General features: G+C 68.2%; 17 protein-coding genes and 1 tRNA gene. 6 read left to right on the top strand and 12 right to left on the bottom strand.

The annotated features are described in order from the left end of the window. Positions 1–351 precede the first annotated feature (351 nt). From LT970_RS09140 to LT970_RS09095, 10 genes are all read right to left on the bottom strand, one after another. Entirely contained in the window at positions 352–1,050 is a 699-nt protein-coding gene (locus LT970_RS09140) for an HAD family hydrolase (protein WP_232686156.1), read from the bottom strand. 103 nt (positions 1,051–1,153) lie between these two features. Next, positions 1,154–2,254: a S1C family serine protease gene (locus LT970_RS09135; RefSeq protein ID WP_232686155.1), complete on the bottom strand. Its 1,101-nt coding sequence runs from the start codon at positions 2,252–2,254 to the stop codon at positions 1,154–1,156. A gap of 103 nt (positions 2,255–2,357) precedes the next feature. Next, a complete protein-coding gene (locus LT970_RS09130; protein ID WP_232686154.1) occupies positions 2,358–2,519 on the bottom strand; it encodes a hypothetical protein in 162 nt (53 codons plus the stop codon). A gap of 63 nt (positions 2,520–2,582) precedes the next feature. Next, the gene (gene lwrS / locus LT970_RS09125) at positions 2,583–2,951 is read right to left on the bottom strand and encodes an LWR-salt protein (protein ID WP_232686153.1); all 369 of its coding nucleotides are present in this window, start codon (positions 2,949–2,951) and stop codon (positions 2,583–2,585) included. A 47-nt stretch (positions 2,952–2,998) separates the two neighbouring features. Then, complete coding sequence (locus LT970_RS09120; RefSeq protein WP_232686152.1) at positions 2,999–3,274, bottom strand: 4a-hydroxytetrahydrobiopterin dehydratase; 276 nt, start codon at positions 3,272–3,274, stop codon at positions 2,999–3,001. Positions 3,275–3,519: 245 nt separating this feature from the next. Continuing rightward, entirely contained in the window at positions 3,520–4,827 is a 1,308-nt protein-coding gene (hemA, locus tag LT970_RS09115) for a glutamyl-tRNA reductase (RefSeq protein ID WP_232686151.1), read from the bottom strand. Further along, a complete protein-coding gene (locus tag LT970_RS09110; protein WP_232686150.1) occupies positions 4,824–5,522 on the bottom strand; it encodes a precorrin-2 dehydrogenase/sirohydrochlorin ferrochelatase family protein in 699 nt (232 codons plus the stop codon). The genes hemA and LT970_RS09110 overlap by 4 nt, the downstream gene beginning before the upstream one ends. Positions 5,523–5,537: 15 nt before the next feature. Then, positions 5,538–6,593: a siroheme decarboxylase subunit beta gene (gene ahbB, locus LT970_RS09105; RefSeq protein ID WP_232686149.1), complete on the bottom strand. Its 1,056-nt coding sequence runs from the start codon at positions 6,591–6,593 to the stop codon at positions 5,538–5,540. A gap of 70 nt (positions 6,594–6,663) precedes the next feature. Continuing rightward, positions 6,664–7,080: a DUF5778 family protein gene (locus LT970_RS09100; RefSeq protein ID WP_232686148.1), complete on the bottom strand. Its 417-nt coding sequence runs from the start codon at positions 7,078–7,080 to the stop codon at positions 6,664–6,666. 249 nt (positions 7,081–7,329) lie between these two features. Further along, entirely contained in the window at positions 7,330–8,472 is a 1,143-nt protein-coding gene (locus LT970_RS09095; RefSeq protein ID WP_232686147.1) for a CBS domain-containing protein, read from the bottom strand. A 111-nt stretch (positions 8,473–8,583) separates the two neighbouring features. Here LT970_RS09095 and LT970_RS09090 point away from each other — a divergent pair, with 111 nt between their 5' ends. Together LT970_RS09090 and LT970_RS09085 are read left to right on the top strand one after the other, a co-directional pair. Beyond that, a complete protein-coding gene (locus LT970_RS09090) occupies positions 8,584–8,889 on the top strand; it encodes a lycopene cyclase domain-containing protein (RefSeq protein ID WP_232686146.1) in 306 nt (101 codons plus the stop codon). A gap of 199 nt (positions 8,890–9,088) precedes the next feature. Further along, positions 9,089–9,757 carry an alpha/beta hydrolase gene (locus LT970_RS09085; RefSeq protein WP_232686145.1) on the top strand — a complete coding sequence of 223 codons (669 nt, stop codon included), beginning with the start codon at positions 9,089–9,091 and terminating at the stop codon, positions 9,755–9,757. A gap of 360 nt (positions 9,758–10,117) precedes the next feature. Here the strand turns inward: LT970_RS09085 and LT970_RS09080 are convergent. Beyond that, positions 10,118–10,192, bottom strand: a tRNA-Val gene (locus LT970_RS09080). A 158-nt stretch (positions 10,193–10,350) separates the two neighbouring features. Here LT970_RS09080 and trpD point away from each other — a divergent pair. From trpD to trpG, 4 genes are read left to right on the top strand one after another with little or no spacing between them, the layout of a single operon-like run. Next, positions 10,351–11,358, top strand: coding sequence for an anthranilate phosphoribosyltransferase (gene trpD / locus LT970_RS09075; RefSeq protein ID WP_232686144.1), 1,008 nt, complete (start codon positions 10,351–10,353; stop codon positions 11,356–11,358). Next, positions 11,355–11,999 carry a phosphoribosylanthranilate isomerase gene (locus tag LT970_RS09070; protein WP_232686143.1) on the top strand — a complete coding sequence of 215 codons (645 nt, stop codon included), beginning with the start codon at positions 11,355–11,357 and terminating at the stop codon, positions 11,997–11,999. Before trpD ends, LT970_RS09070 begins: the two co-directional genes overlap by 4 nt. After that, on the top strand, positions 11,999–13,777 hold the full coding sequence (gene trpE, locus LT970_RS09065; RefSeq protein ID WP_232686142.1) for an anthranilate synthase component I: 1,779 nt from the start codon (positions 11,999–12,001) through the stop codon (positions 13,775–13,777). Before LT970_RS09070 ends, trpE begins: the two co-directional genes overlap by 1 nt. Continuing rightward, positions 13,774–14,361, top strand: coding sequence for an anthranilate synthase component II (trpG, locus tag LT970_RS09060; protein WP_232686141.1), 588 nt, complete (start codon positions 13,774–13,776; stop codon positions 14,359–14,361). Before trpE ends, trpG begins: the two co-directional genes overlap by 4 nt. Positions 14,362–14,385: 24 nt before the next feature. On the opposite strand, the gene LT970_RS09055 is transcribed toward trpG, so the two are convergent. Continuing rightward, positions 14,386–14,580: a DUF8029 family protein gene (locus tag LT970_RS09055; protein WP_232686140.1), complete on the bottom strand. Its 195-nt coding sequence runs from the start codon at positions 14,578–14,580 to the stop codon at positions 14,386–14,388. Positions 14,581–14,677 lie beyond the last annotated feature (97 nt).

The raw sequence follows: 14,677 nt of genomic DNA, 5'->3' as shown, positions 1-14,677 counted from the left end.
GTGCCCTGAGCGGCGGCGTGTGCGTTGCCGCCACCTGTTCCAACGACCCGTGTACCCTTGAACGGGGCAGTTCGTCGGCCCGGATTTCCGACGGTTAACCCGAATTAATCGCGTTTAATCGGGGGATAGGGCGGGCGTCGTCTCGTCGTCGAATTGAGTAGGTCCGTCACCGAATGGAACGGGCGAAACGTTCCGGGCGCACCTCGAAACGGTCCGTGAGCACCAGGATATGGTCTGGAAGCCCGCACGAAACGCACGGAAAACACCCAGGACATGCTGGGTGGCGCGCGTGCCACAGAACAGACATCGGGTGGAACGGGCTCCGAATGGCTCGGACCGCGCGAGCGGCAGTCAGTCGCTCGCCGCGGACTGTGAGAACAGCACGTCGAAGGTGTCGACGCGGCGGTCACCGAGCACGCAGTGGCCGCGCATCCCGGGTTCGTGGCGTTCGACGTGGACGCCGTCGAGGCCCGCGTTCGCGGCGGCGCCCATGTCGCTCTCGGCGTCGCCGACGTAGACGCCGGCGTGCTGGGACGGGTCCGCGCCGACATCCGCCAGCGCGAGTTCGAGCGGCCGCGGGTCGGGTTTCCACCCGGTGTCGTCGTCACAGCACAGTACGACGTCGAACCAGTCCGCGATGTCGAGATTCTCCATGACGGGTTCGGCGAGGAACTCCGCGCAGTGCGTGACGACGCCGACCGGCGCGTCGATGTCGGCGACGTGTTCGGCGTCCTCGAAGAGGTAGGTAGCGTCAGCGCGGGCCGCCGGGTCCTCGACGTCGTGGAACGCGTCCCAGAACGCGGGCGGGGTCAGGCCCCACTCGCGGAGCTGTTCGTTGCGCGACCCGCCGAGGCCGTGCCACAAAATCTCGGCCTCCCGGTCGGTGAACTCGCGGCCGATGCGGTCGCCGACGCGGTCGAACACCTCTCGGGTGTACGACCACTCGGTGTCGACGAGCGTGCCGTCGAGGTCGAACAGCCAGACGTCGTAGGCGGACGCCGGGGCGTCCTCGAATGCCGCAGCGGCGTCGTCCGTGGACGAGGTGCCCATTAGGCGCGTGAATACGTCGGACTCCTGTAAGTGTGTTCCGGACGACTGGACCGGCCCACGGCTGGTCGCCGTTCCGAGTGGTCGAGCGCGAACCGGCGTTCGGTCAGGGCGACGCGTTCGCCGGCCCGGGGCGCTCGCCGAGCGTCACCTCGACCTGCTGGCGTTCGCCGTCGCGAATCACCGTGAGCGTCACGGTGTCGCCGGGCTGACTCTGCGTCAACAGGAACGTCGAGAGCTCCTCCGCGGAGTTCACGGGCTGGCCGGCGACGCTGACGATGACGTCCCCGCCGACCGGAATCCGTGACCCCTGGACGGTCTCGTACCCCGTCGTGCCCTGCAGCACGCCGGCCGCCGGCCCGCCCTGGAGAGCGCGGTGGACGTACACGCCCTCGGTCGTGTTGAGGTCGTTTGCTTCCGCGAGCGCCGGCGTCATGGGTGCCGGCGTCACGCCGAGATACGCGAAGTCGTAGGAGCCGTTCTGGATGAGCGCCGGCACGACCTGCTGGACGAGCGTCGCGGGGATGACGAAGCCGATGTTGTCGGCTCGCTCGGCCGGGATTCCCGCGGTGTTGACGCCGACGACGGTGCCGTTGCAGGTGACCAGCGGCCCGCCGCTGTTACCGGGGTTGATCGGCGCGTCCGTCTGGATGACGGTCGGCACGGCGGCGGTCTGGGTCGTCGGCAGTGATCGGTTCACGCCGCTGATGATGCCGTGCGTGATGGTCTCGTCGAGCCCGAACGGCCGCCCGAACGCGGCGACCCTGCGGCCCTGTTCGGGAACCGTCTCCGCGACGGGCAGCGCTTCGACGGAACTCGGCGTGTCGTTCACGCGGACGACCGCGAGGTCCGCCAACTGGTTCCGGCCCACCACTTCGCCGGTGCGCTGGGTCTCGGTGGCCAACTCGACGGTGACTGTGCTCGCGTCGCCGACGACGTGTGCGTTCGTGACGACGTAACTGGTGTTGTTGCCCTCGAACGTCTGGTAGACGAACCCGGAGCCCTGTCCGGACGTCGTGGCGACGCCCACGACGGAGTCGATGGTCTGGTCGTACAACGAAGTGTAGTTGCAGTTGGCCGACTGGACGGCGCTCGTCTGTGATACATTCTCCGTGCCGGGGGTCAGCGACGACGCGGTGCCCGCGACACCGAAGCCGGCGGTCACGAGGAGCACCACGACACCGACCACGAGGTGTTCACTGCGCATGGTGGCCTAACCGTCGACGAGAGCACGCAAACGGTTTCTGACCAAGTTGTGGCTGAACCGTCACGAACCGGGCCGCGTCGGGTCGTCGACCACTCGCTCGGGATCAGTAGAAGAAGAACTCGAAGTCGTCGCCACAGGAGACACACTCGAGTTCCGTCCCCTTCAGTCGGTCCGTGCGCTGGCCCAGCGCGGAGCTATCGGGAAGCGAGTCGGGTTCGAAGCGGGTCTTGCAGTACGGACACGTGACTGCACTGGCCTGTGACATATGCCAGCGGAGACGGCGGACAACGGCATAGTTATAGGACCCGTAACGGGCAGCCAGCCGCGACTAGTCGCGCACTTCGAGTGAACTTCCGAGGTACTTGCTCACCGCTTCGGTCGCGGAGTCGGCGTTGAACGAGTCGAGGTTCGCGGCGACCGCGTCCTCGAACGCGGCGCGGTGCTCGCGTTCCATCTCGAACGCACGGTACTCCACTGACTCTACGGGCACGCCGAGCGCGTCCGCAGCCAACCCGCGGAAATGCTCCGGGTCGGCCAGGTCGCCCCGCCAGAGGTTGTCCCGGAAGAACAGCCACCCGGGTTCGCCCGGCGGGTCCGCCGGGCGGAACAGTCGCGTCTCGAAGGTCGCCGGGTCCACGGAGACGCCACTGGTTGGCTCCAGTCGGAACCGCACCGCGAACACGTAGCGCGCGTTCATCTACGGACCCGCTGTCAGCCGGCACCCCTCCATCCGGGGGTCCGCCATCACCGCAGGTCGTCCGTCCGCTCGGCCATCTCGAGGTCCTGTTCGGTGACGCCGCCAGCCTCGTGGCTCGTGAACTGCACCTCCACCTCGTCGTAGCGGATCTGGATCTCGGGGTGGTGGAACTCCTCGTCGGCGAGTTCGCCGACCTCGGAAGCGAACGCCACGCCCGCCAGGTAGTCGTCGAACTCGTAGACGCGCACGATCTCGTCGCCCACTAATCGCCAGCCGTGGGGCAGTCCACTCCGAATCTCGTCTTCTTCGAGCACGTCGCTCATGCGTGTGGCGTCACTCGCCAGCCACATAACAATACTCGCCGGAGAGTCCGTAGCGTGAATTATGCTCTCGGCTATTGACACCCGGAAAGCCCGGCTGGAGTGGGCTGACGTTCTTCCGTGTCCGCAGAAGCGAGATGGTCCACTCCAGCCGGGGCTTTCTGGCTGTCAACAGAACGGATTCATCCAGAAAATCACAGTGGCTTTTCGGACGTACTGGACGATGCTTGATAGTACTGCAAACGAGCCTAGTCGTCCTCGGACTCGGCCATCGCGCTCTGTGGGGCCGCGTCGAAGGGCATGCCCTCCTCGAACTGGGGGTCGAAGAGGTCGAGCGCGGTGGCGATGGTCGACCAGTCGTCCTCCGCGGCGGCCTCCCGCAGGCTCCTGGTCGGCGCCGCGAGCAACTGGTTGACGAGCGCGTCCGCCATCGACTCCACGACCTCGCGTTGCTCCTCGGAGAACTCGCCGTCGGCGGCCTCCAGGCGCGACACTGCGGTCGACACCTCCCGGTTCTTCAGGCGGTCCGCGCTCTCGTACATGTGCGCGATGACCTCGTCGGCGCGCTTGCGCTTGTACTGGGCGAGCAGTCGCTCGAACTCCTCGGCGATCATCGTTTCCACCTCGCGGGCGGCGTCCTCGCGGCGCTCCCGGGTCGCCGCCGTGACCGCTTCGAGGTCGTCCAGGTCGTGGACGGAGACGTCCGGAGCGTCCGCCGCGGCGGGCGGGACGTCCCGCGGTTGCGCGAGGTCGACGACCACCGTCTCGCCCGCGTCCGTCAGCGCGTCGGCGTCCACGAGATGACCGGGGCTGCCGGTCGCGGTCACCACCACGTCCGCGTCCGCAGCGTGTTCGGCGAGGCCGTCGAGGCCGGCGACTTCCGCCGGTGCGTCCGCGGCGTCCGCGACCAGTCGGGCGCGCTTCTCGGTGCGGTTCGCGACGACGACGCGCTCGACGCCCGCGCTGGCGAACGACTTCACGGCGAGTGACCCCATCTCGCCCGCGCCGACGACCAGCGCGGTCGCGCCCTGGAGGTCGGTGTGGCGCTCCGCGAGGCGGACCGCGGCGCTCCCGAGGGAGGTCGCGCCCTCGTTGATGGCGGTCTCCGTCCGCGCGCGTTCCCCGACGTGCATCGCCTTCGTCGCGGCCTCCTGGAGCACCGGGCCGATGGCGTCCGCCTCCCGGGCCGTCTCGTAGGCGTCCCGGAGCTGGCCGATGATCTGGTCCTCGCCGACGACCAGCGACTCGAGGCCCGCGGCCACCCGGAGGAGGTGGCGCAGGCTGTCCTCGTGCCCCATCGAGACGGCCCCCGGGTCCGCGGGGTCGAAGTCTGCCCTGGCGAGCGCGCGCCGTCCGGTCGCCGCGTCGTCGGTCACGACGTACGCTTCGACGCGGTGGCACGTCTGCAGGACGAGCGCCTCTTCGACTACGGGTCGGTCGAGCAACGCCTCGAGCGCGTCGGCCTCCGCTGTGACCCCTGCGGCCTCCAGTTCCTCGAGGGAGGCCGTTCGGTGGGAGACCCGTACGCCCGAGACGACGCCTGTGTTTCCGTTCACGTGGACCACTTTGAGTTGCCCACGACGCGTGACGCCACGTCGTCGGCGGTTTTCCGGGGGTTGGCGCTTGCGGTACGTAAAGCCTTCCAAACCTGGTCCGAGCGCACGACCGCTCGCACGGCCTCGCGGCGGGTTTCCGGGGCGACGTCTGCCGCTTTCAGGTCGGCGCGCAGGTCTGCGGTCAGGTCCGCCATCGCGCCGACGCCCGCGAGAGCCCCGTCGAACTCGGATTCGACGTGTTCGCGCAGGTGCTTCGAGAGCGCCGGACTCGCGCCGCCGGTGGCGAACGCGACGGTCACCGGGCCGTCGCGCACCGTCGCCGGCACGACCACGTCGTCGACGTCGCGGCCCCCGGCCGTCTCGTCGTCCGCGTCTCCCGCGCCCGACCGGTCGGCGCGGTTCACGAGCGCGCCGGCGTCCCGCGCCGCCGACGCGAACGCGTCGTTGACCGCCTCGTCGTCCGTCGCTGTAACTACGAGTACTGGGTCGACGCGCTCCACCCACTCGGTGGCGTCGTCGAGTTCTGGCGCCGCGCGAACGCACTCGGAGTCACCGAAGTCCCCGTCCCCGAACTCCGGGCTGAGGACGACGACGTCTGCCTCGCGGGCGAACCGTCGCGCCTTCCGCGCGCCGACCGACCCGCCGCCGACCACGAGCGCGCGTTCACTGGTGAAGTCGTGGAACAGTGGTATCATGTGTGTTTGCGCCGGTCACGCAGTGTTGGCGTCCGCACGCTCCGCCAGACGGATCCCCGTCTTCTTCAGGATCTCCGTGGAGAACAGCGTGTCCCAGTCGTCCTCGCCGACGTCCCAGTGGTCGGCCATCACCTCGCGAACTCGCTCGATGCGGGCCTCGCTCTCGGCCTCCGAGCGCCCGTGAGTCATCGCGAAGAAGTTGTACGGCCACACGCCGTCGTGGCGCGGGCGCTCGTAGCAGTGCGTGACGAAGTCGAGGCTCGCCACCTCGGGGCCGACTTCGTCGACCACGTCGTCGGGCACGTCCCAGACGGTCATCCCGTTCTCCGTGTACCCCAGCGAGTAGTGGTTCGGGATGACGCCGACGCGGCGCACCTTCCCCTCGACGTTGAACCGCCGGAGCGTCTCCACCACCCACTCGGGGTCCTCACCGATCTCGTCTGCGACCGCGCGGTACGGCGTCTCCACGACCGGCAGGCCGTCCTGCACCGCAAGCACGAGGTTTCGCTCCGCGGGCGTGATGCTATCACGGTCGGTCCACTCCGGGTTCGTGCCGAGATGCGAGAGGTCCACGTTCCCCTCCGCGATGGGGCCGTCGACGAGGAACTTCGCCTCCACGCGGAACTCCCGCTGCTTCGGCAGATTGTGCGTCTCCTGGCCGGTCTCTGCTTCTATCTCCGCTAGCAACTCGGGAATGCGTTCTTCGTCCGCGACGGAGACCACGAACCACACGTTCAGGTGCGGGTGCTCGCGCTCGTAGTTGTGCGCGACCTCCCGGTGGTCGTTAATCGTCTCCACGATCTCTTCGAAGCGGTCCTCGGGCGCGTGCATCGCCACCAGCGAGGCGTTCCCGCCGATCTCCTCGGCGTTGATGAGCGCGCCGAATCGGGTCAGGATGCCGCCTTCGTCGAGTCGCCGGATGCGCTCCAGCAACTCGTCGGCGTCCACGTCCACGCCCCGCGACTGGAGCGCGTTCGCGGCCGGTTCGAACGGCCGCTGCACGACCGGGAACCCGCCCTGAAAGGCGTTCAGAATCGCGCGGTCCCGCTCGTCGAGGTCCGCGATGTCCATGCACGCGTCTCGGGCGCCACGCCGCATAAACGACGCGACTCGCCGATTCCGGCGGTCGCCGCCGACTCCGTTACTTTTCGAATCCGTCCTCGGTGACGCCGACGACCTCTTCGACGCCCTCGATGCCCCGGATATCGTCGAGTACCGCGTCGTGGTCGCCGGTCGCGCGCCAGTACAGCACGAGGTCGAAGCGACCGTCGCGAAGCAGTTGCTGGCACTCCCAGACGAACTCGTCGTCCTCCATGGTCAGCCCCTGGTGCTGGTTCACGCCGAACTCGGAGTCGTCGTTCCCCGAGTAGACGTACGTGTCGCCCATCTCCGCGTGGTCGGCGACGACGTTCCCTGCATCCAGCGTCAGCTGGTGGAGCAGGCTCTCCTCGTCGGAGTCGTACGTCGTGTGGACGACGGCGCCCGCGAGGTCGACGTCGCCCGGTCGGAGGAGTTCGACCGTCTGCCGGTAGAGGTTCTCGTCCGCCGTGTCGCTCATGGTTCGAGCGTCGCGGCTGTGAGCCATACGTGTGGCGATTCGCCGCTCGAACGCGGAGCGGACGGTGCGGTACGGGGAAGCAAGCATCAGCGCGCGAACGGAGTGAGCGCGCTGTTTACCGCGCCGGAGGCGCGGGCCGACGACCGACTAAGCACCGCGAAGCGGTGCGCTGGAGGGAGGAGTGCTTTTTCCGCAAGTTTTTGCAAGCGACGGCGCGCGGAGCGCGCCGAGCGCTGGAAAAAGTGCGTGCTAGAGCTCGTTCAGCTTCCGGAGGAGTTGGCCCTTGTACTCCTCGTCGCGCTCGATGCCCTTGAGTTCGAGCACGTTCCGCTCGAGGGTGTCGAGGGCCATGTAGAAGGCGTTGTCGGCGCCGTAGCCTTCGCCCGTGCCTGCGACCTGGCCCTTGTTCGTTCGGAGGCGGATCTGGGCCTGGATGAGCGGCGTGCCCCGGAGCTTCTCCTTGTGCTTGTGGAGGCGGACGTGCGCGTGGTGGACGTTCATGTCGCTGTACTTGTCGGCGACCTCCTCGATGCGCTCCTGGATCTCCTGGCGGCCGAGCGTGTCGAGGAGTTCGATGTTCGTCACCTGCACGTCGAGGTGTTCCTCTTCCGTGTAGGAGAGCGCGCGCAGCACGTCGGTCTTCGTGAGGATGCCGCCGACCACGCGGTCGTCGTCGGCGGGCGTGACGACGAGCCCAGAGTAGTCGTTGTCGAGCATCTCCTCGACGGCGTCCTGCACGCTGTCCTCGACGCTCACCGTCTCGACGGGGCTGGACATCTCGTCGTAGACGGGGAGGTCGAGCAGGCGCTCGATCTCGCCGCTGCGGTCGCCTAGCGTGGTCTTCGTGTTGTCCCGCACGACGAAGTCGACGATGTCGTGGCGGGTGACGATACCCGAGAGGAATCCGCTCTCGTCGACGACGGGGAGCCGCGAGATGCCGTGCTCGCGGAGCTGGTTGATGACCGTCCCCATCGTGTCGTCCTCGTCGATGGTGACGACGTCGGCGGTGTAGATGTCGCCCACCGTGAGCGCGTCGAGGCTGTCGAGGACCGCTTCGAGGATGGCGTCCTCGGTGATGATGCCCCAGAGTTTGCCGGCCTCGAACACCGGCGCCATCTTCGTTCCGCCCTCGACGAGCATGCGCGCGGTGTCCCGGATGTCCTCGGTGCGGTCGACCTTCGGCGCGCTGGTCGTGAGCGCCGCCACCTTCGTGTCGTCCTCGATGTGGGACTGGATGAGTTGGCGTTGCGTGATGACGCCCTCGTACTGCCCGGCTTCGGTGACGATGATGCCCTTCGGGTTCTGCTCCTCGAAGATGGAGCGAACCTTGCCCAATCGTTTCTCGGCTTCGACCTCCAGGTAGTCGTTCGTCGCAATGTCGGCTATATCCATGGGCACTCACTCGAAACGTCGCAAGGAAACGCCTTCAACTTTGTTGCAGATTCACACCTGGGGTGTACACGAACTCGCACAGTTTTGTGGCTCGACCCCGAAGTCGTCGGCGTGCTCCCCGACATCGGCGCCGTCTTCGGCGATTTCACCTACCTCGTCTCTGAGGTGGTGTTCGGCGCGCTCGCGTTCGCCCTCCTCTACCGCGCGGACGCGCTCCGCCGCGCCGCGGTCACCGTCGCGGCGCTCTACCCGCTGGCGTACGTCTGGGACTGGTACACGCTGACCATCGGCGTGTTCGAAATCCACCTCCGGACGGGCGTCGAGTTCCTCGGTATTCCCGTCGAGGAACACCTCTTCATGCTCGTCGTGCCCGCGCTCGTCGTCGGCTTCCACGAGACGCTCCACGGCGAGGATTGATGGCCCTGGCCGCCCAACGCTCGTCCATGGGCGACCGCGCGTGCTGGCTCGAGTTCTGTCCCGAGTGCGACGCACAAGTAACGGTCGTAGACGACGAGTGCCCGGACTGCGGCGCAACGCTCTCGTGACGCCGCTCGGTGACCGCCCCGGACCCAGAGCCACCCCAGCACTTATGTCAAATTGCTCACCGTGTTAGGGAGTGAGTCTCGAACTCGTAGACTTCGAAGTCGGTGGCGAGACGTACGAGGGCCGGCTGAACACCCAGCGAGCAGACGCCGACACTGGGGTTGTGGTCGTCCCCGGAGCGGGCCACGGGCCGTTCGGTGACATCTTCGACGTGATATCCTACGAACTCGCGGGCACCGGCAAGCAGGTGTTCCGGTTCGACACCTGGGAGAACCACGAGGAACTCGACGAGAAAACCCTCGCCGAGATCCACCGCGAGGTCGACGCCGCTGTCGAGTACCTTCAGTCCGAGGGCTGTACGACCATCTACCTGCTCGCGAAGAGTTTCGGTGGCGGCGTCACGCTCACGTACGTTCCCGACGCCGTCGAGCGCGTCGTCCTGTGGGAGCCAGCCACGATGGAACTCGGCGACGAATCGAACATCGACGACGTCGAGGACGAACAGTTCGGCGACGTCGAGGAGTACGTCGTCGACGACGACGACCTCGGCCGCATCGACGTGCCCGTCCGCATCCTCTGTGGCGACGCGGAACGCGGCATGCCCGTCGATCTCGCCGAGGACTTCGCGAGTCGCATCCCGGACGCCACGGTCACTGTGATCCCCGGCGAGGACCACGGTTTCAACACGAACCGCACCGCCGTCGTGGGCCACACGCTCGGGTTCTTCTCGGACGCGGTCTGAGAACGGTTACTACCGTGATAGCGTTCGCCGACCGAGCGGGCCGTCAGGCCCCGGAAGGTCGGCGATTTACCGCGCGAACGAAGTGAGCGCGGGCCGACGACTGAACGGAGCGTTAGCGAAGTGAAGGAGGAGTGCTTTTGGCCGAGCTTTTACCGAGCGAGGCGCTCCGCGCCGAGCGCAGCGTAAAAGGTCGTAGTAGTGGGTTGGGGCGGATTGTGAACCTCGCCGAGACGTTCCGGGTCGCTCACTTCGTTCGCGTCCCGGGCTGCGACTCGTCTGGTTCAAATCCGCCGAACGCCATTCACCACCACTTCACGCGAAGCGACAGAGCCGTCGCTTCGCGGTGAAGGTTTAAGAGAATGGGTTGGGGCGGATTTGAACCGCCGACCTCCTCCATGTCAAGGAGGTGTCATAGCCTGACTAGACCACCAACCCGCGGGGCTTTCGAACGCATCGAATCGTAGCCGGGGGTTGTAGTTTAAGGTTTCGAATCGAGGAACCGAGCGAGGGGCCGGTGGCGAGCGTCCGCGACAGCTTTAAGTCGACGTACAGTTTTGTACACTATAACGCAGAACCGTACATCAGTGATTGCAATGGAGGAATACATCGAGCGCGTCACCAAGGGCGAAGATTTGAGCCTCGAGGAAGCCCGTGACGCCGCCACCCGACTGTTCGAGGACGCAACGGACGCCCAGATCGGCGCGCTGCTCGCGGCGCTCCGTGCGAAGGGCGAGACGGAGGCCGAAATCGCGGGGTTCGCGCGCGGAATGCGGGACGCCGCGCGCACAATCGATCCCGACCGCGAACCGCTCGTCGACACCTGTGGCACCGGCGGCGACGACTACGACACCATCAACGTCTCTACGACCTCGACGCTGGTCGCCAGCGGCGCCGGCGTCCCCGTCGCCAAGCACGGCAACTACTCGGTCTCCTCGTCGTCGGGGAGTTCCGACGTCCTCGAGACGGTGGGCGTGGACCTCGACGCGGCCCCCGAGGCCGTCGAAGCGCGCATCGAGGACGACGGCATCGGATACATGCACGCGCCCGCGTTCCACCCCGCGATGAAGGCGGTCATCGGCCCGCGCCAGGAACTCGGCGTCCGCACGATCTTCAACGTCCTCGGACCGCTCACGAACCCCGCCGGCGCGGACGCGCAGGTCGTCGGCGTCTACGACCCCGACCTCGTTCCCGTGCTCGCTAACGCGCTCGCACGCCTGCCAGTCGAGCGCGCACTCGTCGTCCACGGCGACGGACTGGACGAATTCGCCGTCCACGGCGAATCCACCGTCGCGGAGGTCGATGGCGACGCCGTCGAGGAGTACACGGTCACGCCAGCCGACTTCGGTCTCGACGAAGCCGCCGTCGATGACGTCGCTGGGGGCGGTCCCGAGGAGAACGCCCGTGACCTGCGCGGCATCGTCACTGGCGACGTGACCGGCGCAAAACGCGACATCGTGCTCGCCAACGCCGGCGCCGCCATCTACGTCGCCGGCGAGGCCGACTCGCTCGCCGGCGGCGCGAGACAGGCCCGCGAGGCCATCGACTCCGGGGCGGCGGCCGAGACGCTCGAACGCCTCTGTGACCCGGTTCCCGCTCGATGACGCGCGTGAAGATCTGCGGACTCACGAGCGAAGCGGACCTCGCCGCGGCGGTCGACGCGGGCGCGGACGCGGTCGGCGTCGTCGCCGACGTGCCCGTCGACTCGCCCAGAGAAGTCGGTGTGGACCGCGCTGCCTCCCTCCTCGATAGCGCGCCGCCGTTCGTCTCGACGGTGCTCGTCGCGATGCCCGACACGCCGGAGCGAGCGCTCGAACTCGCGTCCCGGGTCGGTCCGGACGTCCTCCAGTTGCACGGCGACCTGCCCCCGGGGGACGTCTCCTACGTGTCTGCGAACGTGACGCCGCGCGTCGTGCAGGCTGTCGACGCGACGAACCCGGACGCTGCGCGCTACGACAGCGTCGCCGACGCCCTGCTCGTGGACTCCGTCGACGAGTCGGGCGCCGGCGGCACCGGACGGACACACGACTGGGACGCCACGCGCGAGTTCGCGGCCGCAGTGGACTCGCCGGTCGTGCTCGCCGGCGGTCTCACCCCGGAGAACGTCCGCGAGGCCGTCGGAACCGTCGACCCGTTCGCCGTGGACGTCGCGTCGGGCGTCGAGTCCGACGGCGGAACGAAGGACCACGATGCCGTCCGCGAGTTCGTCGAGGCGGCGACGCGGCGGCCTGCGGTGGTCGAGTGATGGGCGCGGACGACCAGGCGTGTGCGAGCGACGCGGCGGACGACCCGGGGAGCGCGGACGACGTAGTTCTCGATTGCACGCGCGAGGAGTTCACGGAGCACGCAGCGGACGGCCCGGCGGTCGTCCGCGTCGCCGCGACCCTCGACGTCGACGTGTCGCCGCTCGCGGCGTACGACGCGCTCGCCGACGGTTCCCACTCGTTCCTGCTGGAGAGCGCCGAGAAGACCGCGGCGAGTGATCCCGGCGGGGCGTTCCGCCCGGATGGCGCGGACGAGTCGGATTCCGCGAACGCGCGTCGTCACGCACGCTACTCGTTCGTCGGCTACGACCCCGACGCAGTCGTCGCCGTCGACGCCGACGGCACGGACGTTCAGACACTCCGGGCGGAGCAGACGGCGGCAGCGTCGCTCGGCGGTGCTGCCGGTGGCGCTGCCGACGGGGACACGGATTCGGCTGGCAGTGGCGCGGACGTGCTCGACCGCCTCCGGGAGGTGCTCCCGGACGCGCCGCGCCGCGGGTTCCCGGACGGGAACCGCCAGTTGCTCGACGGCGGCCTCGTCGGTTTCCTCGCGTACGACGCCGTCTACGACCTCTGGCTCGACGAGGTCGGCGTGGAGCGCCCGGAGACGCCGCTCCCGGACGCGGAGTTCGTGGTGACGACGCGGACGCTCGTCTTCGACCGCGAGACGGGCGACATCTCGCTCGTCTGCACGCCTGTCGTCCGCCCCGGCGACGACCCAGACGCGGTGTACAATCGACTGCGAGCGGAGGCAACGCGAGTGCGGGACGTGCTCGCGGAGGCCGGTGACCCCTCGCTCGGCGGCGTGTCCATCACCGCGGAGCGCGCGGGCTCCCGGAGCGAGTACGAGGACGCGGTGGAGCGCGCGAAGGAGGCCGTGCTCGACGGCGAGGTGTATCAGGCGGTCGTCTCGCGCACGCGGGAACTTGACGGCGACGTCGACCCGAGAGCGCTGTACGCGTCGCTCCGGGAGACGAACCCGTCGCCGTACATGTTCCTGCTTTCGCACGGCGACCGAACCATCGTCGGCGCGAGTCCGGAGACGCTCGTCGCAGTGCACGACGACACCGTCGTCAACAACCCCATCGCGGGGACGTGCCCGCGCGGCAGTAGTCCCGTGGAGGACCGGCGACTCGCCGGCGAGATGCTCGCCGACGAGAAGGAGCGCGCCGAGCACGCGATGCTCGTCGACCTCGCGCGCAACGATGTGCGCCGCGTCAGCGAACCGGGGAGCGTGCGCGTGCCGGAGTTCATGCGCGTGCTGAAGTACAGTCACGTCCAGCACATCGAGTCCACGGTGACTGGAACGCTCGCGGGCGACGCGGACGTAGCTGGACCACGCTCGGGAGCGGGGGAGTCGGGGTCGCCCGACGCCTTCGATGCGGTTCGCGCGTCGTTCCCGGCGGGCACGCTCTCGGGCGCGCCGAAGGTCCGCGCGATGGAGCACGTCCACGACCTGGAGTCCGACTCTCGGGGTATCTACGGCGGCGGTGTGGGCTACGTTTCGTGGACGGGCGACGCCGAGTTCGCCATCGCCATCCGGTCGGCGACAGTCGAACACGATTCGGCGGACGACGGCACGGATACAGTTCGCGTGCGCGCCGGGGCGGGCGTCGTCGCGGATAGCGACCCCGCCGCCGAGTACGAGGAGACCGAATCCAAGATGCGTGGCGTGCTCGACGCCATCGAGCGCGTCCGCGAGGAATCCGACGCCGACTCGGACGACTGCGCGCCGGCAGAACCGGGGCCACAGCGATGAACGTCCTGTTCGTGGACAACTTCGATTCGTTCACGTACAACCTCGTGGAGTACGTCTCCGAACAGCGCGTGGGTGGCGAGCGTCCGGAGACGACGGTGCTGAAGAACACCGCGAGCGTCGAGGACGTGCGGGCCGCGAACCCCGACGCCATCGTCGTCAGTCCTGGTCCCGGACACCCAGAGAACGACCGCGACGTCGGCGTGACGAGCGTTGTGCTTCGCGAGGTCAGCCCCGATGTGCCGACACTCGGCGTCTGTCTCGGGATGGAGGCCGCGGTCCAGGAGTACGGAGGGCGAGTCGGGCGCGCGCCCGAGCCCGTCCACGGCAAGACGAGTCCGGTCGAGCACGACGGGTCGGGCGTGTTCGCGGGGGTCGAGCAGGGGTTCCCGGCGGCGCGTTACCACTCGCTCGCGTGTACCGAGGTGCCGGGCTGTTTCGAGGTGTCGGCGACGACTCCCGAGGGTGCGCTCCCGATGGCGGTGCGCCACCGCGAACACCCGCTCGTCGGCGTGCAGTTCCACCCGGAGAGCGTGCTCACGGGCGCCGGCCACGACGTGATTCGGAACTTCCTCGCGGACGCCTGACCCGCCGCTCACTCGGCCCTGATTCTACCCGAGGAACGCCGTCACCATCCACGCCGCGCCGACGACGGCGGTGGCGACGAGGAGCAGTTTCCACGCGACACTCAGGACGACGCGGCCGACGAGGACGATTGCGGTGATGGCGACCAGCGCGACCAGCAGGGTGCCAACCGGTGACGATGTGAGGCCGCCGAGCGCGAGCACCAGTGGTGTTGCCAACATGCCCGGAGCCACGAATCCGGGCACTATCAGTCTGGGGGCTCTCCGGTCTGCGAGACGACACTCCGCCGTCCGGCGATTATCGAGGCTCGTGAAACTG

The sequence above is a fragment of the Halobacterium zhouii genome (genome assembly GCF_021249405.1).
Lineage (GTDB): Archaea > Halobacteriota > Halobacteria > Halobacteriales > Halobacteriaceae > Halobacterium > Halobacterium zhouii.
This window is presented reverse-complemented; position numbering and strand designations above follow the sequence as displayed.